The sequence below is a fragment of the Amycolatopsis minnesotensis genome, from assembly GCF_039529815.1.
Taxonomy (GTDB): Bacteria; Actinomycetota; Actinomycetes; order Mycobacteriales; family Pseudonocardiaceae; genus Amycolatopsis; species Amycolatopsis minnesotensis.
In genome coordinates, this window is record NZ_BAAANN010000026.1 from 107,961 (window position 1) to 134,228 (window position 26,268).

Here is a 26,268-nt window from a genome sequence, read left to right on the forward strand (position 1 = left end):
CGCCTTTCAGGGCAAGGCGCGGACCCCCGGATGCTCAGACGCCGGGGGAAGGGGCGGTGGCGGTGAGGATGCGGCCCGTGCGCGGTTCGTCGCCGAAGGGGCCGCGCGGCATGTCGCCGGTGAGCAGGTACAGGGTGTCGCCGCCGAGCGCGCACGCGAAGCAGCCCTGAGTCAGCTCGATCCGTTCTAGGACTTCGCCGCCTTCGCGGACGCGGACGCACCGCTTGTTCGGCACGTCCGCGTACCAGACGGCCCCATCGGCGTCCAGGCAGATGCCGTCCGGGACGCCGTCGCCGAGATCGGCCCACACCCGCCGGTTCGACAGGCTTCCGTCGGCCTCGATGTCGAACGCGGTGAGCCGGTTCGCGAAGGATTCGGCGACGATCACCGTGGTGCCGTCCGGGGTGACGACCATGCCGTTCGGGAAGGCCATCCCGTCGGCGACGCGCCGCACGGTGCCGTCCGGGGTCACCAGCGCGATGCTGCCCGGCACGAATTCGCCCATCGGGAATTCGAACGCGACATCGCCGACGTAGGCGTTGCCGCGGCCGTCCACGGCGATGTCGTTCGGCGCCGAGTAGCCGCTCAAGTCGCCGTGCACCACCGGTTCCGGGTCGTGGCGCACCAGCGCGGGCCCGGTGATCACGAGCAGTTTCCCGTCCGGTGTGTGATCGAGGCAGAAGGGCGTTTCGGGGCCGTCGGCGATCACCTCGACCGTGCCGTCCGGCGACGCCGCGAGCACCTGGTGCGTGCCCCAGTCGGCGAACCACAGCCTGCCGTCGTGCCAGCGGGGCGATTCGGTGACGCCGCGGCCGGTGAGGAAATCCTTGACTTCCAGCATGTCTTCTCCAGGGTTCGAAGTGCGTTCTCACTGGAGACGTAGTAGCCGTTCGCGCTATTTCGACATCGCCAGCAGCTTTTTCTTGTCGACCTTGCCGATGCCGGTGAGCGGCAGCCGGTCGGCGAAGGCGATCCGCTTCGGGACGAAGTGCCCGGCGCCGAAATGGGTCAGCAGGAAGGCGCGCAACTCCGCTTCGGTGACCTCGCGCGCCACCACCACGGCGTGCACGAGCCGGTGCTCGCCATCGTCCACACCGAACACGGCGGCTTCTTCGACGCGCGGGTGTTCCAGCAGCGCGTGCTCGACCACCGTCGAGTACACCTTGGTGCCGTGCTCGCCGGTGACGATCACGTCGTCGGTGCGGTCGAGCAGGTACAGGTAGCCGTCCTCGTCGAACCGGCCGAGATCGCCGGTGCGCAGCCAGCCGTCCTCGGTGAACGCGGCCGCGGTCAGCTCCGGCTGTCCGAAGTAGCCGTCCATCGTGGCCAGTCCGCGGACGAGCACCTCGCCGATCTCGGTGCCACCCCCGGCGATCTTCGCCTCGCTGCCGGGCGCGATCCGGCCCACCGAAGCGAGCCGGTGCGGGTGGCCGTCGAAGTCCGCGGCCGCGATCGTGGCGACCACGGGGTTCTCGGTGAGGCCGTACCCCTGGCCGACGACCGGGCCGAACACTTCGAGTGCCTGGCTCAGCCGTGCCGGTGGCAGCGGGCTCGCGCCGAGCGAGAGCGAGCGGACGCTGCTCAGGTCGGTCGAGGCGAGGCCGGGATGGTCGAGCAGTGCCGACAATCGAGGCGGGGTGAGGGAAAGGTGTGTGAGCCCCTCGGTTTCGATCGCGTGCAGTACCGCGCCCGCGTCGAACTTTTCGTACAGCACCACCAGATCGCCGCGCAGGAAACCGCCGAGCGCGCCCGCGTTGCCGGTCATGTGCGACAGCGGCGCGACCACGAGAATCCGGTTTCCCGCGTGCGGCTCCCAGGGGAAGATGTGCGCGATCCCGTCGTACATCCCGGTGTGCGCGATGAGCTTGGGCACCCCGGTGGTGCCGCCGGACGGGAAGATCACGCGCACCGAATCCGGCAGTTCGAACGGTGATTCCCCTTGAGCGGCAAGGAGATCAGCCGCATAGCCGAGTTGGCGCACGCGTGCCGGGCCTGCCGAGGCGGCCAGCTCGGCGGCGTTCTCCCGCTCCGGGTCCACCACGAGCGTGCTCACCCCGGCGCCCTCCACCATGGCGAGCCGGTCGGGGGTGCTGCTCGACGCGCCGACGAGCAGCACGCTCGCACCGGAGAGCTGGATCGCGAACTGCGCCAGCAGCGTCTCCGGCCGGTTCCCGCCGACGAGCGCGACGACCTCGCCCGGTTCGACGCCGAACGACGCGTGCAGCCGCCGCAGCACCTTCCCGGCGTCCGCATAGGACAGTTCGCCGCCGTGACCGCGGAACGCGATCCGGTCGCCACCGGACTCGATGGTTTCCAGCACCCTGCCGAGGAAGAAGCTGCTCATGCGGTCAGCACCCAGCGCACGCCGCGGCCGAGTCCCGGCATGTCTTCGCCGAACAGGCCGTCGTAGCTGAACCCGCAGCGCTCCGCGACCGCGCGGGACGCGGAGTTGGCTTCGGAGTGCAGGTAGCGGATCTCGGTCAGCCCGACCGCGCCAAAGGCGAACCGCAGCACCGCGCCGAGTGAAACGGTCGCGGCACCGCGACCGCGCGCGGCCGGGTGCAACCAGATCGCCGCCTCGCCGGTGCCCGCCGCCAGGTCCAGGTTCTTGATCCCGGTTTCGCCGAGCAGCGCACCGGTCGTCGGCTCCGCGATCGCCCACGCGTACCGCTGGTCGCCTGCCCATTCGGCGTCCCGTCGCACGATGTAGGCCCCGGCCTCGTCGAGCGTGGTGACCGCCAGTTTCGGTTCGAACCGGCGGAACACGGGATCGGTGAACGCTTCCACCAGCGCGGGCCGGTCGTCCATCAGGTCGTCGGCGCGCAACTGTCGCAAGTAGAACTCACCGGCGTTGATCTCGACATGCTCCACGAGCCGACCTTAGCCGTTCAGCCGAGGAGTTTGCGGCGATATGCCTCACCGACCGCGCCCGCGCGGTCCCGCACCTCGAGCTTCGCGTAGATGTGCAGCAGGTGGGTCTTGATGCTGGCCTCGCTGATGAACAGCTTCGCGGCCGCCGCCTTGTTGCTCGCGCCGCCGGCGACCAGCTTCAGCACTTCCAGTTCGCGTTTCGTCAGCGTGCCCTGCGCGGGCCTGCGCACCTGCCCCATCAGCTTGCCCGCCACCGACGGCGACAGCACCGACTCGCCGGTGGCCGCGGTCCGGACCGCGCGCAGCAGTTCCGCGGTCGGCGCGTCCTTCAGCAGGTACCCGGTCGCGCCCGCCTCCACCGCGGGCAGCACGTCGGCCTCGGAATCGAACGTGGTGAGCACAAGCACCCGCACGCCCGGCGCGGTCTCGGCGAGCTTCCTGATCGCGCTCACCCCGTCCACCACGGGCATCCGCAGGTCCATCAGCACCAGGTCGGGCCGGTACGCGGCGGTCATCGACAGCGCTTCCGCGCCGTTCGCCGCCTCGGCGACCACCTCGATGTCGTCCTCGCCGGTGAACGCGCCGCGCAGTCCGTCCCGGACGATCGGATGATCGTCGGCGATGATCAGCCTGATCACTGCGGTTCTCCTCGTTCGGCCGGGATCGCGGGAATCTGGGCGCTCACCGCGGTGCCTTCGCCGGGAGAGCTTTCCACGACGACGGTGCCACCCACCCGCGCGACGCGCTGGCGCATGCCTTCGAGGCCGAATCCGCTGCCGTCGCGCGCGGGCGCGCACTCGCCGGGGGTGAACCCGTCGCCGTCGTCGCGCACGTCGAGCAGCACCACATCATCCAAATAGGACAGAGTGACGCCGGTCTTCTTCGCGCGGGCGTGCTTTTCGATGTTCGTGAGCGCTTCCTGCGCCACCCGGTACACCGTGATCTCCAGCTCCGGCAGCAACGAGCGCGGCTCACCGGTCGCTTCGACCGCGACGGGCACGCCGGAGGACTCGGACCACCGCCGCGTCAGCTCGGCGAGCGCGTCGGGAAGCCGGGCCGCGGCAAGGGGTTCCGGGCGCATCGCCCGCACCGACCGGCGCGCCTCGGACAGGCTTTCCTTGGCCAGCGCGTGCACCTGGTCCAGATGGCGTTGCCAGCGCTCGGGATCGTCGCGCGCCCGGTCCGCGGCGTGCAGCTGCGTGATGATCCCGGTGAGGCCCTGCGCCAGCGTGTCGTGGATTTCGCGCGCCATCCGCTGCCGCTCGTCGAGGACACCGGCCTCGCGGGCGCCTGCCAGCAGCCGCGCCTGCAGTTCGGCGTTTTCTTCGAGCGCCGTCTCCAGCTTGCGGTTGCTCTCGGCGAGCTGGTCGTTCGCCTTGCGGCGCTGGTCGTTCTCCCTGCCGACCCAGTACGCGGCGTAGAGCAGCGGGCCCACCACGGACACCAGGATCACCCACAGCGGCGAGTCCGCCATCGTGCCGAGGCCGGCCCGCGTCAGCAACGGCGTGACCGCGGTCAGCGCGACCGCGAAAATGCTCACCCGCGCGGTGAACAGCGCGAACGCGAACGGGTAGCCCACCGAGAGGAACGCGTTGTAGACGTCGTCGCGGGTCAGCAGGAGCGCGCCGAACGCCAGCAAAACGACGAAGTACGAGCCGACCAGGACGCGGTGGCGCTCGCGGTTCGGGAACGCCCAGAGCATGCCCAGCAGCCAGACCGCGGTACCGCCCGCGATCGCGAGCGTGCCGGGCCAGTGCCCGGGCGGGGAGTCGTCGGACAGCCCGGCCCACAGCGTCGTCACGGCGAGCGCGACCAGCCCCACGGCGGTGAACACGGGGGCGGCGACGCGCTCGATCTTCGCGTGCGGCCCGCCGGCGGGCCCGCTGCCGCCCGGTACTACGCCCAGCATCGGCACGTCACCGGCGGGCCCGCGTCGACAGGTAGGCCACCAGCCCGAGCGCGACGACCCCGGCCAGGAACGGGTTCCGGGTGATGAAGATCAGCGCCGCGGCCGCGACCAGTGCGATCGGGATGATCCCCGGCACGAACCGCCGGGTCGGCGCGGTGGCCCCGGTCGCGGCCGTGGCACCGGCCGTGGCCAGCGCGCTCGGATACGGCGCGGGCAGGTCGTCGAACACCGGCTGGAGGTCGCGGCGGGTCTTCGCGGCGGTGACCCGCTCCGAGCGGTCCGTGAACTCGGTCAGGTTGAGCCTGCCGGTGCGGACGTGTTCGGAGAGCACCTCCATCGCTTCTTCGCGCTCGGCGTCGGACAGCCTCATGCGCGACGCGTCACCCGGCACCGGTCAGCCCCTGAAATCGCGGCGCCAGTCGCGGTGGTGGTGCCGCATCTGGCGGTGCGCGTCCCGCATCTCGCGGCGCGCCTCGTACATCGAGCTCCGCATCTCCCGATGCCAGTCGTGGCGCTCGCGGCGGCGGGCGCTGCCCCGGTCACGCCAGTCCTGGTCCCACAGGCCGCCGCCGACCATGGTGAGCACGACGGGAAGCAGGAACCACAGCCACGCGCCGGACGCCAGGAACAGGCCGACGGCGACCAGCGCCGAAACGGGTACCGCGGCCGCGGTGAGCCGCTGCACCAGCGGCCGATCCGACCACTCGGCAGGCGAGTTCGGCGCCGCGGGTGCCGGTTCGGCCACGGCCTGCTGCGGGGGCGGCGGCGGTGTGCCCGCCGCCTTCGCACCGTCGAACACCGGATGGGGCGCGGGCAGGTCGGCGAAGACCTCGGCGAGGTCGCCACGCGTCTTGCTCGCGGTGACCTTCGCCGACCGGTCGCCGTACTCGTCCAGAGTCAGCCTGCCGACGCTCATGTGCTCGCCCAGCGCCTGCAGGGCGGACTCACGGTCGGTGTCGCTGACCCGGAGCTGTTCGGAGGGGACCTCGTTCACCCCTCAATAGTAGATCCGAACGGCACCGGGTACCCGTGACATCCGTGCCGTTCGCGTCAATCCTTGATTTCGAGCAGCGCCGAGCCCTGCGTCACCGCGCTGCCGACCTCGATCGAAAGCCCGGTGACGGTGCCCGCTTTGTGTGCGGTGACCGGGTTTTCCATCTTCATCGCCTCGAGCACGGCGATCAGCGCACCGGCCTCGACCTGCTGGCCCTCTTCCACCGCGACCTTGACGATGGTGCCCTGCATCGGGGCGGTCACCGCGTCGCCGCTGACCGCGGTCTTCGCCCCGCCGCCCCGCTTGCGCGGCTTGGCCTTAGCCGCGCCGGGTGCCGCGCCGCCACCCCCGAGCGCGAGCCCGCCGGGGAGGGACACCTCGAGCCTGCGCCCGCCGACCTCGACGACCACGTTCTGGCGCGGCTCCTCTTCGCCGGCTTCCGCGCCCTCGGCGACGTACGGCTCGATCTGGTTGTCGAACTCCGTCTCGATCCAGCGCGTGTGCACCGCGAACGACTTGCCGTCACCGATGAACGCCTCGTCGCGCACGATCACGCGGTGGAACGGCAGCACCGTCGCGAGGCCGTCGGCGACCATCTCGTCGAGCGCGCGGCGGCTGCGCTCGAGCGCGTTGTCCCGGTCGGAGCCGGTCACGATCAGCTTCGCCAGCATCGAGTCGAACTGGCCGCCGATCACGCTGCCGGACTCGACCCCGGAGTCCACCCGGACGCCGGGCCCGCTCGGCGCGACGAACGAGGTCACCGTGCCCGGCGCGGGCAGGAAGCCGCGGCCCGCGTCCTCGCCGTTGATGCGGAACTCGAACGAGTGCCCGCGCGGCTCGGGGTCCTCGCTGAACCGCAGCGGCTCGCCGCGCGCGATCCGGAACATCTCGCGGACCAGGTCGATGCCCGTGGTCTCCTCGGACACCGGGTGCTCGACCTGCAGCCGCGTGTTGACCTCGAGGAACGAGATGGTGCCGTCCGTGCCGACCAGGTACTCGACCGTACCGGCGCCGGAGTACCCGGCCTCCTTGCAGATGGCCTTCGCCGAGGAGTGGATGGTGGCGCGCTGCTCGTCGGTCAGGAACGGCGCGGGCGCCTCCTCGACCAGCTTCTGGTGGCGTCGCTGCAGCGAGCAGTCGCGCGTGCCGACGACGATCGCGTTGCCGTGGTGGTCGGCCAGCACCTGCGCCTCGACGTGCCGCGGCTTGTCGAGGTAGCGCTCGACGAAGCATTCACCGCGGCCGAAGGCGGCGACCGCTTCCCGCGTCGCGGATTCGAACAGTTCCGGGATCTCTTCGATCGTGCGGGCGACCTTCAGGCCGCGCCCGCCACCGCCGAACGCGGCCTTGATCGCGACCGGGAGGCCGTGTTCCTCGGCGAACGCGACGATCTCTTCGGCGCCCTGTGCCGGTTCCTTCGTGCCGGGCACCAGCGGGGCACCCGCGCGCAGCGCGATGTGGCGCGCGGTGACCTTGTCCCCGAGGTCCCTGATCGCCGACGGGCTCGGCCCGATCCAGGTCAGGCCCGCGTCGATGACGGCCTGCGCGAAGTCCGAGTTCTCGGAGAGGAAGCCGTAACCGGGGTGCACGGAGTCGGCGCCCGAGCGCTTCGCCACGTCGAGGAGCTTGTCGATCACCAGGTAGCTCTCGGCGGCCGTGGTGCCCCCGAGCGCGAACGCTTCGTCGGCGAGGCGGACGTGCGGGGCGTCCCGGTCGGGATCGGCGTACACCGAGACGCTGGCGATGCCCGCGTCCTTGGCCGCTCTGATCACGCGCACCGCGATTTCACCGCGGTTGGCGACGAGGACCTTGGTGACCGGTCCTCCCTGGCTCGCACTGGCCTGTTCGGGCACGCCCCTTACCTCCTGTGTCGTAAGCCTCTTGGCGTCGGCGCGCACCCCAGCGCGTCGGCCTCGCCGCAGTTTACGGACACAACCCGCCGTTTGCGGTGAGAGGCGTCTCACCGCAGGGCGATTCAGGGATGCGATTCATCCGGGTTGCACCGGGTGGCGAAGGTTCTCCGGGAGCTCGGTGTCGAGGAAGATCACGTCGTAGGCCAGCCGTTCGTGGATCTTCGGCAGGTTCTCGGTGGCCAGCAACACCCACGGCTGGCCTTCACCGCAGCAGTCGACCAGCCGGTCCAGTGCGGAATAGGCGAGCAGGGCGGTGCGGCCGTCGTCCGTCCGGCGCAGCTCGACGGCGGTGTCGTCACCGCGCGCGCTCGGTCGGGCGGTCGGCACGTAGAGGACTGGGGGAAGCGAGGGATTCGTCACGTTCCCAACATAGACGTGTACGCAGTGCTACCTCGCGTTCGCTCATGTGGGTTTGGCCGTGGCGCCGGACCCACCCGCGGTGGTGGTGAAACGGCCGGCGCTCCGCGCCGGGCCCGGGGAACGCATAGGCTCTGGGCCAGGGACGACTCGGCAGGAGGAGGCGAGTTTGGCTACCGGCGGCGCACCGAGATCGATCATGGTCACCGCCGCGCTCGCCGCGCTGGTGACCGCGGGGACACTGACCGGGGTCGCCGTGCTCAGGCACCAGAGCGAGGCCCCGTCGACGCTGGGCGCGCCGGCGGCCGCCGTACCCAGCGGTGTCACCCAGTGCGGCGCCGGGTCCTGCCAGGTCGTCGCGTCACAACAGGTCGACGGCAAGACCGCCGACCTGCTCGCCGACAGCAACGGCGACAACGGGAAGCTGCGGGTCGGCGGACCCGGATCGCCCATCGTCGTCGAAACCTCCACGAGCAACCCCCGCCCGCGGCTGAACGGGGAGTCGCTGTCGTGCGTGACGGCGTCGGTCTCGGCCTGCCTCGTCCGCGGCCCCAGCCAGGACTGGCTCATCGGCCAGGTCGTCGTCAGCAGCGGAGACAACTGGCGGCCCGCCGAGGCGTCCTACCTCTCCGACGCGGGGGCGATCACCCTGCACAACGTCCTCGGCGACGACGCGCCCGAGCTGATCGTCGCCAAAAAGGCCCCCTGCGCGTCTCCGGCGGCCTGCCGGTCGGCCCCCGTCTACGCCCAGGTGTACGACCTGACCGGGACCTCGCTCGGGTGCACCCGCCAGCACCAGGCAGCCTCCGCACTCCGAGGCTGGCCGGACATCGCCCCCGTGCCGTCGGATGTTCGCAGCGAGTGCCCGTAACTCGCGTTTTCTATCGGTCGTCAGAATTTGCGCTGCCAGGGCGCGGCTCCCAGGTCGACCCGCCGGTTGGGTGCGTTGGCGCCCTGCCATCGCAAATTCAGAGGGCCCAGGGGGCCCTGCGACCGACCGAGACGCTCCCCGCCGCGCGGGGCGCGTCGGCTCGCCGGTGGGTGGCTGGGTTTTGCATGACCGCGCCTTCGGCGCGGGCCTCGCGGCACTCGGAGGGTAGGCGGGCGAGGGGGGTTTGCCTGAGTAGGTAGGCGGGTGGGTGGGTTTGCCTGGGTAGGCGGGCGAGTGGGGTTGCTGAGTAGGCGGGCGAGTGGGGTGTGGTTCGCGGGCTAAGCGCACTCGGCGGGTGCGGTGGGGCTGGCCTGCGGTTCGCGGGCTGAATGTCGGGGGCGGGCGAGTGGGCTGAGGTGGGGCGCGGAGTGCAGTTAGCGGGCTAAACGTCGCGGGGGCTTGATGGGCCCCTGGTGCGTTTAGCCCGCTAACTGTCGTGGCGGTCAGGCGGGGGAGGGGACGGTGTCGGCGGGCTTCGGGTGGGTGCCGGCGTCGTTGAGCAGGGGCGGCGGGGTGGGGGTGTTCAGCACCTCGTCGTCGAGCAGGCCTTCGCCGCGCGCGACGATGGCCGGCACCACGATCTGGCCCGCCACGTTCGTCGCGGTCCGCATCATGTCCATGATCGGGTTGACCGAGTAGATCAACGCGATGCCCAGCGCCACCTGCTGCGGGTTCAGCCCGATGAACGACGTGGTCAGCGTCAGCGCGGTCAGCCAGCCGGTGGTGCCCGCCGTCGCCAGCGCGCCGAGCACCGCGACGAACACGATCCCGACGTACTGCCAGAAGTTCAGCGAAACGCCCGAGATGTTCGCGATGAAGATCGTCGCGATCGCGGGGAACACGGCCGCGCAGCCGTCCATCTTGGTCGCGCTGGCCAGCGGCGTGGCGAACGCGGCGTACCCCGGGTCGACACCGAGGTTGACCGCGGACTGGCGGGTCAGCGGCAGGGTCGCCGAGGAGGACTGCGAAGCGAACGCGAACTGGATGGCCGTCCACGACTTCGAGAAGAACTTCGCCGGGCTGACCTTCGCCACGAACCTCAGCAGGATCGGGTACACCACGAACAGCACCAGCAGGCAGCCGACGTAGACCGCGACCGTGGTGGACAGCAGCGGGCGGAACAGCGCGTCGCCGTAGTTCGCGACCGCGGCGCCGATCAGGCCGAGGATGCCCAGCGGCGCGAGCCGCACGATCCAGCCGAGGTAGCGCTGCACGATCTCGAACACACTCGTCGTCAGGTCGACGAACGGCTTCGCCTTGTCACCGAGCGCGTACGCGGCGGAACCCAGGATCAGCGCCAGGAACAACACCTGCAGCGTGGCGCCCTCGGAGAAGGCCGAGAAGAAGTTCTCCGGGAGCAGGCCGTCGATGAACGCCTTCCACGAACCCCAGCTGTCGACGCTCTTCGCGGCCTTGTCGGTGTTCTTCGCGGTCGCCGCGATCCCGGCGCCGAGCCCGCCGCTGCCCGGGTTGAAGACCGTGCCCACCACGAGCCCGATCGCGACCGCGATCAGCGACGTGATCCCGAACCACAGCACCGTCTTGCCGCCGAGCCGGGCCGCGGTGCGCCCGCCGCCGAGCTTGCGCAGGCTGTTGATGCCCACCACGATCGCGGTGAACACCAGCGGGATGACCGCGATCTGCAGCAGCCGGGTGAAGGTCGAGCCGATCGTGTCGAGCACGTCGGACAGCCAGTCCGTTTCGGTCGTCCTGGCCAGGATGCCCAGCAGTACGCCCACGATCAGGGCGCCGATCACCGCGGCCGCGAACACGCGCGGCTTGGTGTAGGTCCGGATGAAAGACACGGGCTCTCCCCGATGCGTAAAGGTGACGTCAACTACCGAATGCGGATAACAATCGGTCAGCGCGGACTCTTCCGCATCACCCGTTCGTGTGGGATCTCTCCCAGAATGTGAGAACGGTTCAGGAAGTGGGTGGAGTCCACAGCTCGGTGACCGACACCCCGACCCGGCGCAGCAACTCCCTGGTGAGCGGCAGGCTGATCCCGATCACGCTCGACGGGTCGCCGTCGATGCCTTCGACGAACCAGCCGCCCAGCCCGTCGAGGGTGAACGCGCCCGCCACGGCGAGGGGCTCACCGGTGGCGAGGTAGGCGTCGAGTTCGGCGTCGTCCGGCTCGCCGAACCGGACCACCGTGGTGCGGGTGCCGCTCGCCTCCGCGACGATCTCGCCGTGCTCCCTGCGCAGCACGGCGTGCCCGGTCAGGAGCTCACCCGTCTTGCCGGCCATCGCGGACCAGCGCTCGCGCGCGATCTCCGGCGTGCCCGGCTTGCCGACCAGGTCACCGCCGATCGACAGCATCGAGTCGCAGCCGACAACCACGCTCGGCCCCGATTCCGGCAGCGTGCCCGCGACCGCGCGCGCCTTCGCCCCGGCGAGCGCCACGACGACGTCTTCGTGCGACGGGTCCCGCAACTCCGCCGCTACGGCGTCTTCGTCGACACCGGAAACCACGACGCTCGGTTCGATCCCGGCGGCGCGCAGCACCGCGAGCCTGGCGGGGGAAGCGGAGGCGAGTACGAAGCGCACGGCCGCGAGCGTACCGGCCACGAGTAGGCTGCTCGGCGCAGGCGGTTGCTGGTGCGTTCGTCGAACGAGGACACGGAAGAGTGGCAGCGGAAACGATCACCGTCGCGGTCATCGACGACCATCCCGTCGTGATCGCGGGCATCCGCGCCTGGTACCGCACCGCCGAGCCGCCGATCGAGGTCGTCGCGGGCGGCCCCGACCTCGGCGTCGCCGTCATCGGCCCCGGCGCGTCGGCCGACGTGGTGGTCCTCGACCTCCAGCTCTCCTCCGGCCCGCCCGCCTACCACGACCTCAAACAGCTCGTCGCGGCGCAGCGCCAGGTGATCGTCTACACCATGCGCGAGGACTCCGAAGCCGCGCTGACCTGCCTCGACATCGGCGCCGCGACCTTCCTGACCAAGGCCGAAGGCGAGAAGCACCTCGTCGCCGCGACCCACGCCGCCGCGGACGGCCGCCCCTACACCCCGCCCGCGCTCGCCGGCGCGTTCGGCGCCGACAGCGCCTCCAACCGCCCCGCGCTCGCGCCCCGCGAACTCGACGTGCTGATCGAATGGTTCCAGTCGGAGTCGAAGAGCATGGTCGCCGAAAAGCTCGGGCTGTCGGTGCGGACCGTCAACTCCTACCTCGACCGGGTGCGGATCAAGTACGCCAACGTCGGCCGCCCCGCCGCCACCAAAGCCAACCTCGTAGCCCGCGCCATCCAGGACGGCCTGGTCTCCCTGGACGACCTGTAATTTCCCCCGCCGCCGGTGCTGTTCAGGGCTGACTCGGGCTTGCGTCCCCGAAGGGAGCCTCCGGGGACGCCTGTGCCCCGCTCTCCCCGACGACGTTTAGCCCGCTAAATGCACTCCGCGCCTCACCTCCACTTCGCGCGCCTACGGCCCGCGCCGGAGGCGCCCACCCCGCTCGCCCGCCTACCCCCCGAGTGCCGCGAGGTCCGGACCGGAGGTCCGGTCATTGCCAACCCAGCCAAGCACCGGCGAGCTGACGCGCCCTGGCAGCGCGAATTCTGACGACCGATGAAGAACACAGCTAGTCCCAGGTGGGTTTGTAGGTGGCGTCCACCCAGAGGGTGGTCGGGCTGGTCAGGGTGCGGACTTCGACGTTGCGGTGCGCCGAAACGGGGACGGTGACGCCGGGGTCGTCCGCGACGACGCTGACCCTGACCTCGCCGCCCATCCGCAGCACCGTGGTGCGGGCCGCGGAGCGCGCGGCGGCGAGCGCGGTCAGCGCCGGGTCGGTCAGCGCGCGCCGCACCTCGATCGGGAGCGCGGCCGCCTTGCCCCGCACCGCGAGCTGCACCACCACGCCGTTGCGCTCGGCGACGTCGATGCACGCGCGCAGTTCGTGGATGAGCTGGTCGTCGGTGTGGTCGCTTTCCGCGAACAGCCGCCGCATCCGCGCGACCTCCACCGCGGCCAGCCGTCGCACCCCGGCCGCGGTCGGGTCCGCCGAGCCGTCGGCGATGCCGGTCAGCAACGGGATGAGGCTGCCCTGCAGATCCCCGAACCGCCGCTGCCGGTCCGAGTGCACCAGCTCGGCCGCGGTCTCTTCGGCGCGCACCCTCGCCTGCTCCGCGGTGATCGCCTGCGCCCGCTGTTCGCACACCCGCAACAAGGTGGCCGCCGAGGCGACCGTGATCTGCAGCGCGTATGTCCAAGTAGGACTGATCAGCGTCTGCGCCAGCGCACGGCCGTCCACCCCGCCGGAGAACGCCAGCATGCCGAACGTGATCGCGGCGTGCCCGCACAGGAACGCCGCGAGCGCCGACGGTGGCCTGCTCAGCAGCGCGACCACGCCGAACCAGCCGGTTTCCTGGAACGACCAGTCGGCGGGCCCTGGCGCCGAAATCCCTTCCTGGTAAGGGATTCCACTCGACACGCACACCACGAGGGTGCCGAGGACACCGGCGAGGACGACCGGCCACGGCTGGGGCTCGCCCCGCACGGCCGCGGGCACGAACAGCCCCAGCAGCACGGTGAGCAGCGCGTACGCGGCGAAGTCCGGCCACGGGTTCGCGACCGCGCTCGTCTGCGACAGCAGCACCGGCAGCGCGAGTCCGAAGTGGACAGCGCAGAGCATGAGCACACCGGCCAGTCGCATCTCGCCCGCCAGCCGGTCGCCCGCTTCGCCGGTCAGCGCCCGGTCAGTCATCGGGCCACCTGAGCAGCACCGTGGTGCCTTCGCCCGGTGCCGAGCGCACCTCCGCGGCGCCGCCGGCGCGCGTCATCCGGTGCCGCACCGAATGCCGGATCCCCCTGCGGTGGCCCGGCACCGCCGCCGGGTCGAACCCGGCGCCGCGGTCGCGGACTTCGACGACGACGATGCCGTCCTCCTCGGCCACCGCGAGTTCCGCGATCGCGGTCCCGGCGTGGCGCGCCACGTTGCGCAGTGCCTCCAACGCGGCCGACAGCAGCGCGGTCGCGGCGGGCGAGGGGAGCGGCAGCGACGACGGCATGGTCGCGTCGACGCGCAGCGGGAGGTCCGCGATCTCTTCGGCGAGCTTGGCGGCGAGGTCGATCGTCGCCGGGCCCGCCACGCCGTCACGCAGGCGTTCGAGGTCCCGCCCCGCCTGCACCCGCAGCCCGCCGACCTCGTCCGGACCGGCCGTGGCGACCATCATCAGGGTGGCGCACGCGGTGTCGTGCAGGGACGAAAGGTGCTCCGCTTCGGCGGCACGGCGCGCCTTCGCGACGTCGGCCGCCTCCTTGGCCGCGCCGGTCCTCGTCAGCACGGCGTCCACGGTGCGGCTCCTCGTCCACAGCAGCCACGAAATCATCGCCGACAACGCGGCTTCGGCGAGCATCCAGCCGCCGATCGGCAGTGCCGCGGCCCAGCGGCCGGGGGCCGTGGCGATGGCGCCGATCATGTCGGCGCCGACCAGCCCGAGCGCGACCACCGCGCCGAGCCGGGGCCCGATCGACGGCTGCAGGGTGACCACGACCGCGGACACCAGGATGCACACCCACGTGCTGCCGTGCGGGGCGTCCGCGGGCACCGTCCACGGCTGGCTCAGCGCGAGCAGCCCGGTGACGGCGAGGTCCGCGCCGGTCAGCCAGCGCGGACCTCGGCGGGCGAGCGCGGCGGCCGCGACGTTCCACGAGATCGCGGCCCCGACCGCGGCGGTGGTCGCCGGGACCTGCCCCGGCGCGGCGGCGACCACGCCGAGCAGGCCGCTCACCACGACGACGGCCACGCGGACGCGGCCGAGGATCTTGACGAACAGCCCGGAAAGCGTGCTCTCGACCGCGCCCGGTGCGTCCATCCGATCCCGCCGTCCCTCACCTCTTCGTGCACCGATCATTCCAGTGCCGCCGCGGAACGCGAAAGCGCGAGGATGTGCCGCTGACCGAACAGGGGTTGCGTGCGACGGGATGGGTGTTGCTGAATTGTGACCTGGCGCACTCGATCGTGGGCTAGTTTGTTGTGGCTCACAACATATCGGGGAAACATCCCCTCCCGAGCGATTCCGGAGGAGCCAATGCCGTCCCGCCTCCGCGTCCGAAGAAGCCGAAGGACGCCCACCCTGGTGCTCGCCAGCCTGCTCGCCGCGGGCACCGCGCTGGTACCCGCCAGCGTCTCCGCCGCGCCCGCGGTGAAGCCACCGCTGTACAAGGACGCGTCGAAGCCGGTGTTCCAGCGCGTCGACGACCTGATGCGCCGGATGAGCCTGACCGACAAGATCGCGCAGATGATGCAGGCCGAGCGCAACGCGACCACCCCGGCGTCGGCGGCGAAGCTCCGCCTCGGCTCGATCCTGTCCGGCGGCGGCTCCTCGCCGACACCGAACACCGCGGAGTCCTGGGCCGACACCTACGACGCGTACCAGCGCGCCGCGGTCGACACCCCGCTCGGCATCCCGACGATCTACGGCGTGGACGCCGTGCACGGCAACAACAACGTGTACGGCTCGACGGTGTTCCCGCACAACGTGGGCCTCGGCGCGGCGCACGACCCGGCACTGGTGCAGAAGATCGGCCGTGCCACCGCGGAAGAGGTGTCCGCGACCGGTGTCGACTGGGACTTCGCGCCGTGCCTGTGCGTGGTGCGGGACGAGCGGTGGGGCCGGTCCTACGAGTCCTTCGGCGAGAAGCCGGAGAACGCGGTCAGCAACGCGACCGTCATCAACGGCCTCCAGGGCGGTTCGCTCAACGGCCCCGCTTCGGTGCTCGCCACCGCGAAGCACTTCATCGGTGACGGCGGCACCACCGGCGGTGTCGACCAGGGCAACACCCAGATCAGCGAGAAGGAGCTGCGCGCGGTCCACCTGCCGCCGTTCTCCGAGGCGATCAAACGCGGCGTCGGCTCGTTCATGGTCAGCTTCAACAGCTGGAACGGCGTGAAGGACCACGGCAACAAGTACCTGATCACCGATCTGCTGAAGGGCGAGCTGGGCTTCACCGGTCTCGTGGTGTCGGACTGGAACGGCGTCGACCAGATCGACGGCCAGCCCGGGTTCACCCCGGCCGAGGTCACCCAGTCCGTCAACGCCGGCATCGACATGTTCATGGTGCCGTCGGACTACCAGAAGTTCATGGACTACATGAAGTCCGAGTACCAGGCGGGGCGGATCCCGATGTCCCGCATCGACGACGCGAACCGCCGCATCCTCACCAAGAAGTTCGAGCTCGGCCTGTTCGAGCGGCCGATGACCGACCGCTCGTACCTGCAGACCGTCGGCAGCAGGGAGCACCGCGCACTGGCGCGCCAGGCCGTCCGCGAATCGCAGGTGCTGCTGAAGAACGACGGCGCGCTGCCGCTGAAGAAGAACGGCAACCGGATCTTCGTGGCCGGCAAGAACGCCAACGACATGGGCAACCAGGCCGGCGGCTGGACGATCTCGTGGCAGGGGCAGAGCGGCCCGGCGATCCCGGGCAGCACGATCCTCGACGGCATCAAGGCTTCGGCGGGCAAGTCGACCAAGGTCGCCTACGACCGCGAGGCAGACGGGATCGACCAGAGCTACCAGGCCGCGGTGGTCGTGATCGGCGAGACACCGTACGCGGAAGGCCAGGGCGACCGCCCGAACGGGCTGAACCTCGACCCCGAGGACCTCGCGACGCTGGCGAAGGTGAAGGCGACCGGCGTGCCGACCGTCGCGGTGCTGGTGTCGGGCCGTCCGCTCGACGTGTCGAAGCAGCTTCCTTGGCTCAACGCGTTCGTCGCGTCGTGGCTGCCGGGGACCGCGGGTGAAGGGGTCGCCGATGTCCTCTTCGGTGACTACAAGCCGACCGGAAAGCTCGCGGTGAGCTGGCCCGCCAGCGCGACGCAGGAGCCGGTCAACGCGGGCGACGGCAAGAAACCGCTGTTCCCGTACGGATTCGGGCTGACCTACCGGAAGTAACCGGTTCGGCGCAGTGGCCCGTCGCTCGTTCGCGAGCGGCGGGCCTTCGTCGTTCCCGCGAACGCTTTCCCCGTCTCCGGCAGAGAAGTCGTAGCGGCCGGGGCGTTCGGCCTCCCGCCGGGAACGACTGGAGGCTGGGCGGTCATGGCGGTGCTGGTCGGGGTCGAACGCGCCCGGAAACCGGTCGGGAGCGCGTCTTCACGGCTCGCCGTCGGGGTCGGTGCGCTCGCGGTCGTGGTGTTCGCGCTGGCGAGCGCGCACCTGATCGACGACACCTACATCACGTTGTCCTATGCGCGGAACCTCGCCTTCCACGGCAGGTGGGGCCTGCTCGCCGACGCCACCGCCAACACCGCGACCTCGCCGCTCAACGTCCTGACGCTCGCCGCGCTGACGTTCGTGACCAGGAACGCGGTCTTCGCGGCCGGACTGTCCTTTGTGGCCTGCCAGGTGCTGACGGTGCTGGCGCTACGGCGGATCGGCGCGGCGATGGAACTGCCGCGCTGGTTCGCGCCGGTGACCGCGGCCGCGCTCATGGTGAACCCCGTGCTGCTGTCGTCGATCGGGCTGGAAGTGGCGCTCGGCGTCGCCGGGATCGGGTGGCTGCTGGTGTTCGCGCGGGAACGGCGGCCGCTCGCGCTCGGGCTGGTGACCGGCGCGCTCGCGCTCGTCCGGCTGGACCTGCTGGTCGTGGCCGCGGTGGTGGTGCTGGTGCGACGGCGGTGCTGGACGGGTGGGTGGCGGACCGCGTTCGGCACGGCGCTGGTGGCCGTGCCGTGGTTCGCGCTGAGCTGGGTCGCGCTCGGCGCCGCGGTGCCGGACACGCTGGTGATCAAGACGCAGCAGGGTGCGCAGCGGGCGTGGGGGCGGTGGGACTTCGGCAACGGCCCCGCGCTGTACTGGCGGTATTTTCCTTGGCAGGTGGTGCTTTCGTTCGCGCCGGTCGTGCTGGCGGCGGTGGCGAGTCTGGTGTGGACGGTCGCTCTGCTGCGCCGCTCGCCGGCCGCGAAGCGCACCGCGCCGTTCGCGGTGCTGGCGCTGGCGGGTGCCGCGTACTGCTTCGTCTACATCGGACTCGGAGTGCCGCCGTATCACTGGTACTACGGTCCTGGTATCGCCTGCGCCACGGTTTTCGTTTGCGCAGCGGCTTCTTCGCTGTCCGGTACCGGTGTCGTGCGGTTGCTGGCGGCTGGCCTGATCGGCGCCAGCGCGTTGGCCTACGCGGGTGGCGGGCTTCCCCGTGCTTTCGCGCCGATCACGTCGAACTACACCTCCAGCGCGCAGTACGCCGAAATCGGCAGGGCCGTCGGCGCCATCACGGGCGGCAAGGTGGTCGCGAGCGCGGGTGAGATCGGGGTGCTCGCCTACACGTGCGACTGCGCGGTGGTCGACGTGTTCTCCGACCGCGGCCGCCTCCGCGACGCGATCGCGGCCGCGAAGACGACCGCGGGCCCGGTCGTGCGGACACTGCTGGAAGTCAACTTCCACTTCCTCGAGCCCGGGGTGCCGCGGCGGGCGGACTTCCTGCTGGAGCGGCATTCCGGCGGCCCGCCGCCGGGTGCGATCGCGCACTGGAGGATCACCGCGCCGATGCTGGGCCCGGACGACCTCTACCTCCGCTTGGCTCCGTGACTCCCTGCCTTGACTGACCCTCTCTTCGCTGCCGGGGTGCCCTGAAGGTGCCCTTCAGGGACGTGACCGCTGCGGATGTGGCCCTCGCGAGCCTTTTCTCAGCCCCGCGCGCACCTGACCCGAACTCGCGCTCGTGCCCTGAAGGACGCTTTGAGGGAATCCGTTTCCGTGAAGGGCACCTTCAGGGCATCGAGGCGCGGCGTCAGCTCACCGTGGCGGGTTCGGTGGTGGGGGTGGGAGCCTGCTGCGGCGCGTGGCCGGAGGCGGTACCGCGCTTCATCGTCGCGGCGGCCACCACGCCGAGCAGCAGCACGCCGATCGGGAGCAGGAGCGAGGACTTCGCGGCGTCGGTAAGTCCATTGTGGACCACCTCGTTGGCCACGCTGCCGATCCGCGCGGCGACCTCCGCCGGGACCCCCGGCGGCAGCGCGGGCGCGGTACTGGCGCCGAACTCGTTCGCCGACGCGCCGGCGAAGCCTTCGACGAACTGCTGCCGGAACTCCGGCGGCAGCGCGCTCGACGCCTTCTCCGCCTCCGAGCTGAGCGCACCGGCGATCTGCGCCTGCAGCAGCACGCCCATCGCCGCGCTGCCGAGCACGCCGCCGACCTGGCGGGCGGTGTTGTAGATCCCCGACGCGGCACCGGCGAGCTGCCGTTCGACACCGGACATGGTGGCGTTGCTCATCGGCGCGAAGATGAAGCCCATCCCGAGCCCGGTCACGCAGAGCCCGGGGACCAGCGCCCACGGGTTCGTGTCCGGCTGGGCCTGCCAGGCGAGGACGCCGAGGCCGGCGGCCATCGCGGTGAGCCCGCCCATCATCAGGTACTTCGCGCTCATCCGGTCCGAAAGCCGTCCGGCGAGCGGTGCCGCGACACCGGAAAGCAACGACATCGGCGCGGTCAGCAGCCCGGCCATGGTGGGGGAGAGCCCGGCCACCGACTGGATGTAGATGGTGATCGGCACGAACATCCCGACCAGCCCGAACTGCAGTGCGGTGCCGGTCGCGGCGCCGGCCGAGAAGTTCCGGTTGCCGAACACGCGCAACGGGATCAGCGGTTCCTTGCGGTTGTGGCGCTGCCACAGCACGAACGCGACGAGGAGCACGACACCCGCGCCGATCATCTCGAACACGGTGATCCCGCCCGCGATGGTGCCCCAGTGGTACTGCTGCCCGTTCTGGATGCCGAACACGATGCAGAACAGGCCCGCCGCGGACAGGAAGATGCCGAGCAGGTCGAACGAGTGCGCGTGCTTCGGCTGCCAGTCCGGCACCAGCAGGAGCGTCATCACCAGGGTCACCACGCCGATCGGCACGTTGACGTAGAAGATCCACTCCCAGCCGAGGTGGTCGACCAGCACACCGCCGAGCAGCGGGCCCATGATCGAGGCGACCCCGGCAACCGCGCCCCACACGCCCATCGCGCCGCCGCGTTTCGCGGGCGGGAAGAGGTGGCCGATGAACGCGAGCGTCTGCGGGGTCATCAGCGCGGCGCCGAGCCCCTGCACCGCGCGCGCCGCGATGAGCATTTCGACGTTGCCCGAGAGCCCGCACCACAGCGACGCCGCGGTGAACACGACCAGCCCGGCGACGAACACGCGCTTCGGGCCGAAGCGGTCGCCGAGCCTGCTGGTGAACAGCATCGGCACCGCGTAGGTGAGCAGGTAGACGCTGCTGACCCAGACCACCGCGTTGAGCCCGGCGCCGAGGCCGCGCAGCATCGCCGGGATGGCGATCATCACGATGGTCGTGTCCAGCAGGATCATGAAGAAACCTAGGCACAGCGCGGAAAGCGCGGCCCACGGGTTAACCGGTCTTGTCATTTCCCTTGTCCTTGCCGGCATCCTCGTCGTGGACGAGGTGCAGATCGGTTGTCCGGTGGCGGTCGGCGTGTTGCCATTCGAGCCGCCCGGACCTGATGTCGTCGATGAGCTGTTCGGTCCAGGTCAGTTCGAACTCGGTCCGCGCGACCGTGAACCGCCAGTCCACCCAGTAGATCTCCGGGACTTCTTCGTCCTGGAGCCGCTTTTCGTACACGCGGAAGCTCGCGATCGTCGCCTTGAGCTTCATGGCGCGGTTGGTGAGCTGCTCGATCACCACGTCGGGGGCGAGGTCGTCGATGACCGCGAGCCCCGAGGCGTACTCGGGCCGCTCGTCGGCGACCGTGCCGAGGATCGCGATCCCGCGCGCGACGAAGGCGGCCCTGCCCTCGTCGGTCATCCCGTAGACGGTGCGTTCGGGCCGCCTGCCGTCACGCTGGGTGTCCACCACGCGGATGTATTCGGCGCCCAGCAGCCGGTCGACGGTGTGGTAGAGCGAGCCCGGCTTGATGTTGACCCGGTTGTCCACGCACCGGTCCCGCATGAGCTGAGCAATCTCGTACGGGTGCATCGGCTTCTCGTGCAGCAGTTCGAGCACCGCGAGGGCGAGTGGCGTCAGCTTCGGTGGGGCCATGGTCCGCGCTCCGCTCCGATGAGTCCGTGCCGTTTATTCCACGTGGACTATACGGCTCGGACTAGACGGCTGTCGATATCAGTCCCGCGGTGGTTCGGCTACGGACCGTGAAAAGGGCAGGCCTCCTCCGGGATGCGAAGGAGGCCCGCCCTGGAACGGGTGCGGATCAGCGCGTCGGCAGCGTGACCGAGCTCCGGTCGAGGTCCACGGTCACCTTCGGCAGCTTCGCCGGTGCGGCGATGGTGCTGGCGTCCGTGCCCCCGATGACGAGCCCGATCCGGTGGCCCGCCGGGAACACGTGGTCCACAGTGGACAGCCGGAAGGTCATCGTGTACGGCTGGCCCGGCGTGAGCTGGCGCGGGGTGCTGAGCGAGGCGTAGTTGGCGAGATCGGCCCAGCCCCTGGCGACGATCTGGCCGGTCACGTTCGCCTTGGTCGCCTCGGTGTCCTGGTAGCAGGCATCGTCACCGGGGCGGTTCTCGCCCCAGCACGATTCCGTGCTCAGGTTCCGGACGCCTTCGCCCTGCGCGCTGCGGATCGTCGCCGGGCCGAAGTCCACCAGCATCGCCGAAAGGTGCGCGGTCGGTGTGGACGGCGTCGCGGTCACGGTGACGCTGCCGGTGCCGGAGACCTGCTTGTCGGCGGGCAATGCGGTGGAGCTGAACAGAACCCGCGACGACGACGGGTCGCCCGGTTTGGCGATCCAGCTTTCCGCGGCGCTCCGCCCGTCGTCGGTGAAGGACTCGCGCGTCCCCGCCGGTGCCTGCGCCGAGCCCAGCACGCCGACGCCCGCGGTGCTTCCGCTGGCGGGGAAGAACTTCGTGTCGCGCACCCCGTCGGCGGGGAACGCCTTGCCGTCGGCCCACTGATCGGGACCGCGCTCGATCGAAGCCTGCGGTTCGTCCTCGACGCCGTTGCGCACGTCGAGCAGCCACCGGTCGAACCAGCGGTGCAGCGTGTCCACCCAGGCCTGGCGGCGGAAGTCGAACGGGTCGACGTGGCCGGTCTGCGACAGCCAGATCTTGCGCGGGGTGGTCGGCGGCAGCGCGTTCCACCACTGGCCGTAGTTGATCGTCTTGACGTTGTGGTCGGCCTGCCCGTGCACCACGAAGACGCTCGCCTTGACCTCGCTCGCGTCGGGCACGAAGTCGTGGCCGGCCCACATCGGGGTGAAGTCGCCGTTGGCCGGCGAGCCCGCCTTCAGCTCCTGCTGCACGGCCGCGCAGTGCGCGTGGCCCCACTGGCTTTCCTGGCTGTCGGTGAGATCGGCGATCGTGCCGCTGGTGAAGGAGACGCCGTCCGAGCGGTAGTAGTCGTACCACGAGCTGATCGCGGCGATCGGCACGATCGTGCGCAGCCCGTCGACCCCGGTCGCGGCGACGCCGTTGGCCACCGTGCCGTCCCACGACTTGCCGATCATGCCGGTGGCGCCGGTCGTCCAGTCCGCGGTGACCTTGGAGCCGCCGGTCACCGCGCTGTACCCGGCCGCGCGGCCGTTCAGCCAGTCGATCACCGACTTCGCCGACCGCACGTCACCGGGGCCGCCCGCGTCGAGGCAGCCGCGCGAACGCGAGGTGCCCGCCACGTCCACCAGCACCACCGCGTACCCGCGCGGCACGAAGTAGTTGTCGTAGAACAGCGGGTACTTCACGGCCTTCCCGGCCGAGTCGTAGGTCTTCAGCTCGCTTTCGTTGCCGCGGCCGAGCGTCTGGTAGTACGGGCTCGCGTCCATGATCACCGGGACCCGCTGGCCCCGCGCCGCCGGTTCCGACGGCCGGACGATGTCCGCGGCGACCCGGTCCGGCTTGCCGTCGCGGTCGAGATCGGTGCCGGTCTCCACCCACACCGACTCCCTGATCGCGGCGGCGGCCGAGAACACCGGCTGCGTGACGCCGTCCTTCACCTGGAACGCCGGTGGTTTCTGCGCGTTCGCGGGCACCGTGCCCGCTATGGCCAGCAACGCGGTGAACACCACGAGCAGCAGTGACCTGCGGGACATGCTTCGAACCCCCGTGCGGTGAGCCGGTCCGGACAGCCCACCGTAGATCCGCGCGCTCCGGCGGCGGCACAGCCGAAAGTCTGGACTGGGACCGGGCGCCTGCTGGGAAAGCCGCGCCCTGCTGCGGTGGGCCCACCTGCGGACGCTGGAAACCTCCGGACGCCACCCTCGAACAGCCCGCGGACGACGTTCAGCCCGCTAAACGTCGAGGCCGGTGGCGCCGTCGATCTGCTCGCGGAGGATGTCGGCGTGCCCGGCGTGGCGGGCGGTCTCCTCGATCAGGTGCGTGTAGATCCAGCGCAGCGACACGTCACCGCGGCGCGGATGGCGGCCGATGTCGTCCAGGTCGTAGCGCGCCGCGGTCTCGCGGGAGCGTTCGCACTGGGCGTCGTAGTCGGCGAGCAGCCCGTCGACCGTGTCCTCCGGCGCCATCCGCAGGTCACCGTCGAGGTCGTCCGGCGTCGACGGGCTCTGCGGAAGCTGCTCGGCGGGGATACCGGCCAGCACCTGCTGGAGCCAGCCCTGCTCGACCCAGCGCAGGTGCTTGACCAGCCCGCCGACCGTGGTCCCCGACGGCACCGTGCTGCGGCGGGCGTCGGATTCGGACAGTCCTTCGAGCTTGCCGCGCAGGATCGCGCGGTAGGTGTCGAGGAACGCTTCGAGGGTTTCCCGCTCGCCCGCCGTGGTCGTCTTGGTCGCCTTCGCGAGCGCGTCCGTCACCGCGGCAGGCCCGATGCTCGCCAGGAACCGGGGCCGGGGTGGTGCGGCGCGCGGACGAGCGCCGCGCGGTCCGCCCACGCGGACCGGCGGCGCGGCTTGTCCGGTTCCGGCGCGGCGGAGGCGGCCGCCGCGATGACGGCGGTCAGCGCGGCGAGTTCGGCGTCGTCCGGCGTGCCCCGGACGACCCGCAGCAGCGGGCGCGGGGTCTCTGTTTCTTCGGCTTCGGCGCTCACAGGGGAATGTTCCCGTGCTTCTTGGGCGGCATGGTCTCGCGCTTTTCCCGCAGGAGGTTCAGCGCGCGCGCCACGTGGCCGCGGGTGTGGGCGGGCACGATCACCGAGTCGACGTAACCCCGCTCGGCCGCTTCGTACGGGTTCAGCAGCGTGTCCTCGTACTCTCCGATCAGTTCGGCCCGCAGCGCTTCGACGTCCTTGCCCTCGTCGGCGGCGGCCTTGAGCGTCTTGCGGTACACGATGTTCGCCGCGCCCTGCGCGCCCATCACGGCGACCTGCGCGGTCGGCCACGCCAGGTTCAGGTCCGCGCCGAGGTGCTTCGAGCCCATCACGTCGTACGCGCCGCCGTAGGCCTTGCGCGTGATGATGGTGATCTTCGGGACGGTCGCCTCGGCGTAGGCGTAGATCAGCTTCGCGCCGCGCCGGATGATGCCGTTCCACTCCTGGTCGGTGCCGGGGAGGAAGCCGGGCACGTCGACGAAGGTCAGCACCGGCACGTTGAACGCGTCGCAGGTGCGGACGAACCTGGCGGCCTTCTCCGACGCGTCGATGTCGAGGCAGCCGGCGAACTGGGTCGGCTGGTTCGCGACGATGCCGACGCTGTGCCCGTCGACCCGGCCGAACCCGACGATCACGTTCGGCGCGAACAGTTCCTGCACCTCGAGGAACTCACCGTCGTCGAGGACGCGGGTGATCACCTCGTGCATGTCGTAGGGCTGGTTCGGCGAGTCCGGGATGAGCGTGTCCAGCTCGCGGTCGGTCTCGCTCGCCTCTTCGAAGAAGCCCGCGGGCTCAGCGGGCGTGTCGAACACCGGCGGCTCGGCGAGGTTGTTCTCCGGCAGGAACGACAGCAGCTCCTTGACGTAGGAGATGGCGTCCTCTTCGTCGGCGCCGAGGTAGTGCGCGTTGCCCGACTTCGTGTTGTGCGTCCGCGCGCCGCCGAGCTCCTCGAAGGTGACCTCTTCGCCGGTCACCGTCTTCACCACGTCGGGGCCGGTGATGAACATGTGGGAGGTCTTGTCGACCATCACCACGAAGTCGGTGAGCGCGGGGGAGTAGACGTGCCCGCCCGCGTTCGCGCCCATGATCAGCGAGATCTGCGGCACCACCCCGGAGGCCCGCACGTTGCGGGTGAAGATCTCGCCGTAGAGCCCGAGCGAGACGACGCCCTCCTGGATGCGCGCGCCGCCGCCCTCGTTGATGCCGACGATCGGCCTGCCGGTCTTGATCGCCAGGTCCATCACCTTGACGATCTTCTCGCCGTACACCTCGCCGAGCGACCCGCCGAACACCGTGACGTCCTGGCTGAACACGCACACCGGACGGCCGTCGACGGTGCCGTAACCGGACACCACGCCGTCGCCGTACGGCCGGTTCTTCTCCTGGCCGAAGTTGGTCGAACGGTGCCGGGCCAGCTCGTCCAGCTCGACGAACGACCCGGGATCGAGCAGCAGGTCGATCCGCTCGCGCGCGGTCTTCTTGCCCTTGGCGTGCTGGCGCTCCACCGCGCGGGCCGAACCCGCGTGCACCGCCTCGTCGTAGCGGCGGTACAGGTCGGCCAGCTTGCCGGCCGTGGTGTGGATGTCCGGCTCTTCCTCCGGCGGCGTTCCGATCGGCTCCGTGGCGCTGCTCATGGACGGGGAGCTTATCCAGGGACGGCGGTTCTCACAGGTGTGACGTCGGGAACGTCACCGGGGAGAGGGGGAAACACTGGGGGTGCGCCTCCGTGCGCCCCGGCTATCCTGCGGCCATGGCCGTACCCCTCAACGACGCGGTCCGCGCGCTGGTCGACGGACGCAACTACGCCACGCTCGCGACCCTCGACCCGGGCGGCGGCCCGCAGACCTCCGCGATGTGGGTCGGCAGGGACGGCGACGACCTGCTGTTCTCCACCATCGCCGGGCGCCGCAAGGAGCGGAACATCCGCCGCGACCCCCGCGTCAGCGTCACGATCATGGACCGCGCCGATCCCGAGCGGTACACCGAGGTCAGGGGGCTCGCGCGGATCAGCGCCGAGGGTGGCCGCGCGCTCGACGAACAGCTCTCGTGGAAGTACGACGGCAAACCGGCAGGCGAAGACGCGCCCGGTGCCCAGCGGGTCGTGGTGCGGGTGACTCCGATGAGGGTCACCGGACGGCTGTAGCTCCGCAGGGTCCCCGCCCGCCGACGACGTTTAGCCCGCGAACCGCAGGCCAGCCCCACCGCACCCGCCGAGTGCGCTTAGCCCGCGAACCACACCCCCCAACCCGCCCCCCACCCCCACTCGCCCACCTACTCAGCAAACCCACTCGCCCGCCTACCCAGGCAAACCCCCTCGCCCGCCTACCCTCCGAGTGCCGCGAGGCCCCCGCCGCAGGGGGCG

24 protein-coding genes are annotated in these 26,268 nt (G+C 70.8%); 5 read left to right on the top strand and 19 right to left on the bottom strand.

Features of this window, described 5'->3' with window-relative positions; translation table 11 throughout:
- Positions 1-34 precede the first annotated feature (34 nt).
- The 9 genes from ABD256_RS29085 to ABD256_RS29125 form a co-directional block, all read right to left on the bottom strand.
- Positions 35-841 (bottom strand): SMP-30/gluconolactonase/LRE family protein, encoded by an 807-nt coding sequence (locus ABD256_RS29085; RefSeq protein ID WP_344425894.1) that lies wholly within the window; start codon positions 839-841, stop codon positions 35-37.
- A gap of 54 nt (positions 842-895) precedes the next feature.
- Positions 896-2,344 (bottom strand): class I adenylate-forming enzyme family protein, encoded by a 1,449-nt coding sequence (locus ABD256_RS29090; RefSeq protein ID WP_344425897.1) that lies wholly within the window; start codon positions 2,342-2,344, stop codon positions 896-898.
- Positions 2,341-2,871: a GNAT family N-acetyltransferase gene (locus ABD256_RS29095; RefSeq protein ID WP_344425899.1), complete on the bottom strand. Its 531-nt coding sequence runs from the start codon at positions 2,869-2,871 to the stop codon at positions 2,341-2,343. The genes ABD256_RS29090 and ABD256_RS29095 overlap by 4 nt, the downstream gene beginning before the upstream one ends.
- Positions 2,872-2,888: 17 nt before the next feature.
- Complete coding sequence (locus ABD256_RS29100) at positions 2,889-3,509, bottom strand: response regulator (protein ID WP_344425902.1); 621 nt, start codon at positions 3,507-3,509, stop codon at positions 2,889-2,891.
- On the bottom strand, positions 3,506-4,780 hold the full coding sequence (locus ABD256_RS29105; protein WP_344425905.1) for a sensor histidine kinase: 1,275 nt from the start codon (positions 4,778-4,780) through the stop codon (positions 3,506-3,508). The genes ABD256_RS29100 and ABD256_RS29105 overlap by 4 nt, the downstream gene beginning before the upstream one ends.
- Before the next feature lie 7 nt (positions 4,781-4,787).
- Positions 4,788-5,150 carry a DUF1707 SHOCT-like domain-containing protein gene (locus tag ABD256_RS29110; RefSeq protein ID WP_344425908.1) on the bottom strand — a complete coding sequence of 121 codons (363 nt, stop codon included), beginning with the start codon at positions 5,148-5,150 and terminating at the stop codon, positions 4,788-4,790.
- Between the two features lie 24 nt (positions 5,151-5,174).
- Complete coding sequence (locus tag ABD256_RS29115) at positions 5,175-5,774, bottom strand: DUF1707 SHOCT-like domain-containing protein (RefSeq protein WP_344425911.1); 600 nt, start codon at positions 5,772-5,774, stop codon at positions 5,175-5,177.
- Positions 5,775-5,830: 56 nt separating this feature from the next.
- A complete protein-coding gene (locus ABD256_RS29120; protein WP_344425913.1) occupies positions 5,831-7,627 on the bottom strand; it encodes an acetyl/propionyl/methylcrotonyl-CoA carboxylase subunit alpha in 1,797 nt (598 codons plus the stop codon).
- Between the two features lie 135 nt (positions 7,628-7,762).
- Positions 7,763-8,047 (bottom strand): SAV_915 family protein, encoded by a 285-nt coding sequence (locus ABD256_RS29125; RefSeq protein WP_344425916.1) that lies wholly within the window; start codon positions 8,045-8,047, stop codon positions 7,763-7,765.
- A 166-nt stretch (positions 8,048-8,213) separates the two neighbouring features.
- Between ABD256_RS29125 and ABD256_RS29130 the strand changes: the two genes are divergently transcribed.
- Positions 8,214-8,915, top strand: a complete 702-nt coding sequence (locus ABD256_RS29130) for a hypothetical protein (RefSeq protein ID WP_344425919.1) — start codon at positions 8,214-8,216, stop codon at positions 8,913-8,915.
- A gap of 503 nt (positions 8,916-9,418) precedes the next feature.
- Here ABD256_RS29130 and ABD256_RS29135 read toward each other — a convergent pair.
- Positions 9,419-10,780 carry a dicarboxylate/amino acid:cation symporter gene (locus ABD256_RS29135; RefSeq protein WP_344425921.1) on the bottom strand — a complete coding sequence of 454 codons (1,362 nt, stop codon included), beginning with the start codon at positions 10,778-10,780 and terminating at the stop codon, positions 9,419-9,421.
- 118 nt (positions 10,781-10,898) lie between these two features.
- Complete coding sequence (locus ABD256_RS29140; protein ID WP_344425924.1) at positions 10,899-11,525, bottom strand: Maf family protein; 627 nt, start codon at positions 11,523-11,525, stop codon at positions 10,899-10,901.
- An 80-nt stretch (positions 11,526-11,605) separates the two neighbouring features.
- On the opposite strand from ABD256_RS29140, the gene ABD256_RS29145 reads away from it, so the two are divergent.
- Entirely contained in the window at positions 11,606-12,259 is a 654-nt protein-coding gene (locus ABD256_RS29145; RefSeq protein ID WP_344425927.1) for a response regulator, read from the top strand.
- Between the two features lie 298 nt (positions 12,260-12,557).
- Here the strand turns inward: ABD256_RS29145 and ABD256_RS29150 are convergent, their stop codons facing one another.
- Together ABD256_RS29150 and ABD256_RS29155 are read right to left on the bottom strand one after the other, a co-directional pair.
- On the bottom strand, positions 12,558-13,679 hold the full coding sequence (locus ABD256_RS29150; RefSeq protein ID WP_344425930.1) for a hypothetical protein: 1,122 nt from the start codon (positions 13,677-13,679) through the stop codon (positions 12,558-12,560).
- Complete coding sequence (locus ABD256_RS29155) at positions 13,672-14,790, bottom strand: sensor histidine kinase (RefSeq protein ID WP_344425933.1); 1,119 nt, start codon at positions 14,788-14,790, stop codon at positions 13,672-13,674. The genes ABD256_RS29150 and ABD256_RS29155 overlap by 8 nt, the downstream gene beginning before the upstream one ends.
- 216 nt (positions 14,791-15,006) lie before the next feature.
- Here ABD256_RS29155 and ABD256_RS29160 point away from each other — a divergent pair, with 216 nt between their 5' ends.
- The gene (locus ABD256_RS29160) at positions 15,007-16,869 is read left to right on the top strand and encodes a glycoside hydrolase family 3 protein (RefSeq protein WP_344425936.1); all 1,863 of its coding nucleotides are present in this window, start codon (positions 15,007-15,009) and stop codon (positions 16,867-16,869) included.
- Between the two features lie 144 nt (positions 16,870-17,013).
- A complete protein-coding gene (locus ABD256_RS29165; protein WP_344425939.1) occupies positions 17,014-18,501 on the top strand; it encodes a hypothetical protein in 1,488 nt (495 codons plus the stop codon).
- A 202-nt stretch (positions 18,502-18,703) separates the two neighbouring features.
- Here the strand turns inward: ABD256_RS29165 and ABD256_RS29170 are convergent, their stop codons facing one another.
- From ABD256_RS29170 to ABD256_RS29195, 6 genes are all read right to left on the bottom strand, one after another.
- Complete coding sequence (locus ABD256_RS29170; RefSeq protein WP_344425942.1) at positions 18,704-20,323, bottom strand: DHA2 family efflux MFS transporter permease subunit; 1,620 nt, start codon at positions 20,321-20,323, stop codon at positions 18,704-18,706.
- Positions 20,307-20,954 carry a PadR family transcriptional regulator gene (locus ABD256_RS29175; RefSeq protein ID WP_344425945.1) on the bottom strand — a complete coding sequence of 216 codons (648 nt, stop codon included), beginning with the start codon at positions 20,952-20,954 and terminating at the stop codon, positions 20,307-20,309. The genes ABD256_RS29170 and ABD256_RS29175 overlap by 17 nt, the downstream gene beginning before the upstream one ends.
- A 166-nt stretch (positions 20,955-21,120) precedes the next feature.
- Positions 21,121-22,953, bottom strand: coding sequence for a Xaa-Pro dipeptidyl-peptidase (locus ABD256_RS29180; protein WP_344425947.1), 1,833 nt, complete (start codon positions 22,951-22,953; stop codon positions 21,121-21,123).
- 198 nt (positions 22,954-23,151) lie between these two features.
- Complete coding sequence (locus tag ABD256_RS29185; protein ID WP_344425950.1) at positions 23,152-23,673, bottom strand: DinB family protein; 522 nt, start codon at positions 23,671-23,673, stop codon at positions 23,152-23,154.
- Entirely contained in the window at positions 23,670-23,906 is a 237-nt protein-coding gene (locus ABD256_RS29190; protein ID WP_344425953.1) for an acyl-CoA carboxylase subunit epsilon, read from the bottom strand. The genes ABD256_RS29185 and ABD256_RS29190 overlap by 4 nt, the downstream gene beginning before the upstream one ends.
- Positions 23,903-25,540: an acyl-CoA carboxylase subunit beta gene (locus ABD256_RS29195; RefSeq protein WP_344425955.1), complete on the bottom strand. Its 1,638-nt coding sequence runs from the start codon at positions 25,538-25,540 to the stop codon at positions 23,903-23,905. Before ABD256_RS29195 ends, ABD256_RS29190 begins: the two co-directional genes overlap by 4 nt.
- A 116-nt stretch (positions 25,541-25,656) precedes the next feature.
- On the opposite strand from ABD256_RS29195, the gene ABD256_RS29200 reads away from it, so the two are divergent.
- A complete protein-coding gene (locus tag ABD256_RS29200) occupies positions 25,657-26,049 on the top strand; it encodes a PPOX class F420-dependent oxidoreductase (RefSeq protein WP_344425957.1) in 393 nt (130 codons plus the stop codon).
- Positions 26,050-26,268: the final 219 nt, after the last annotated feature.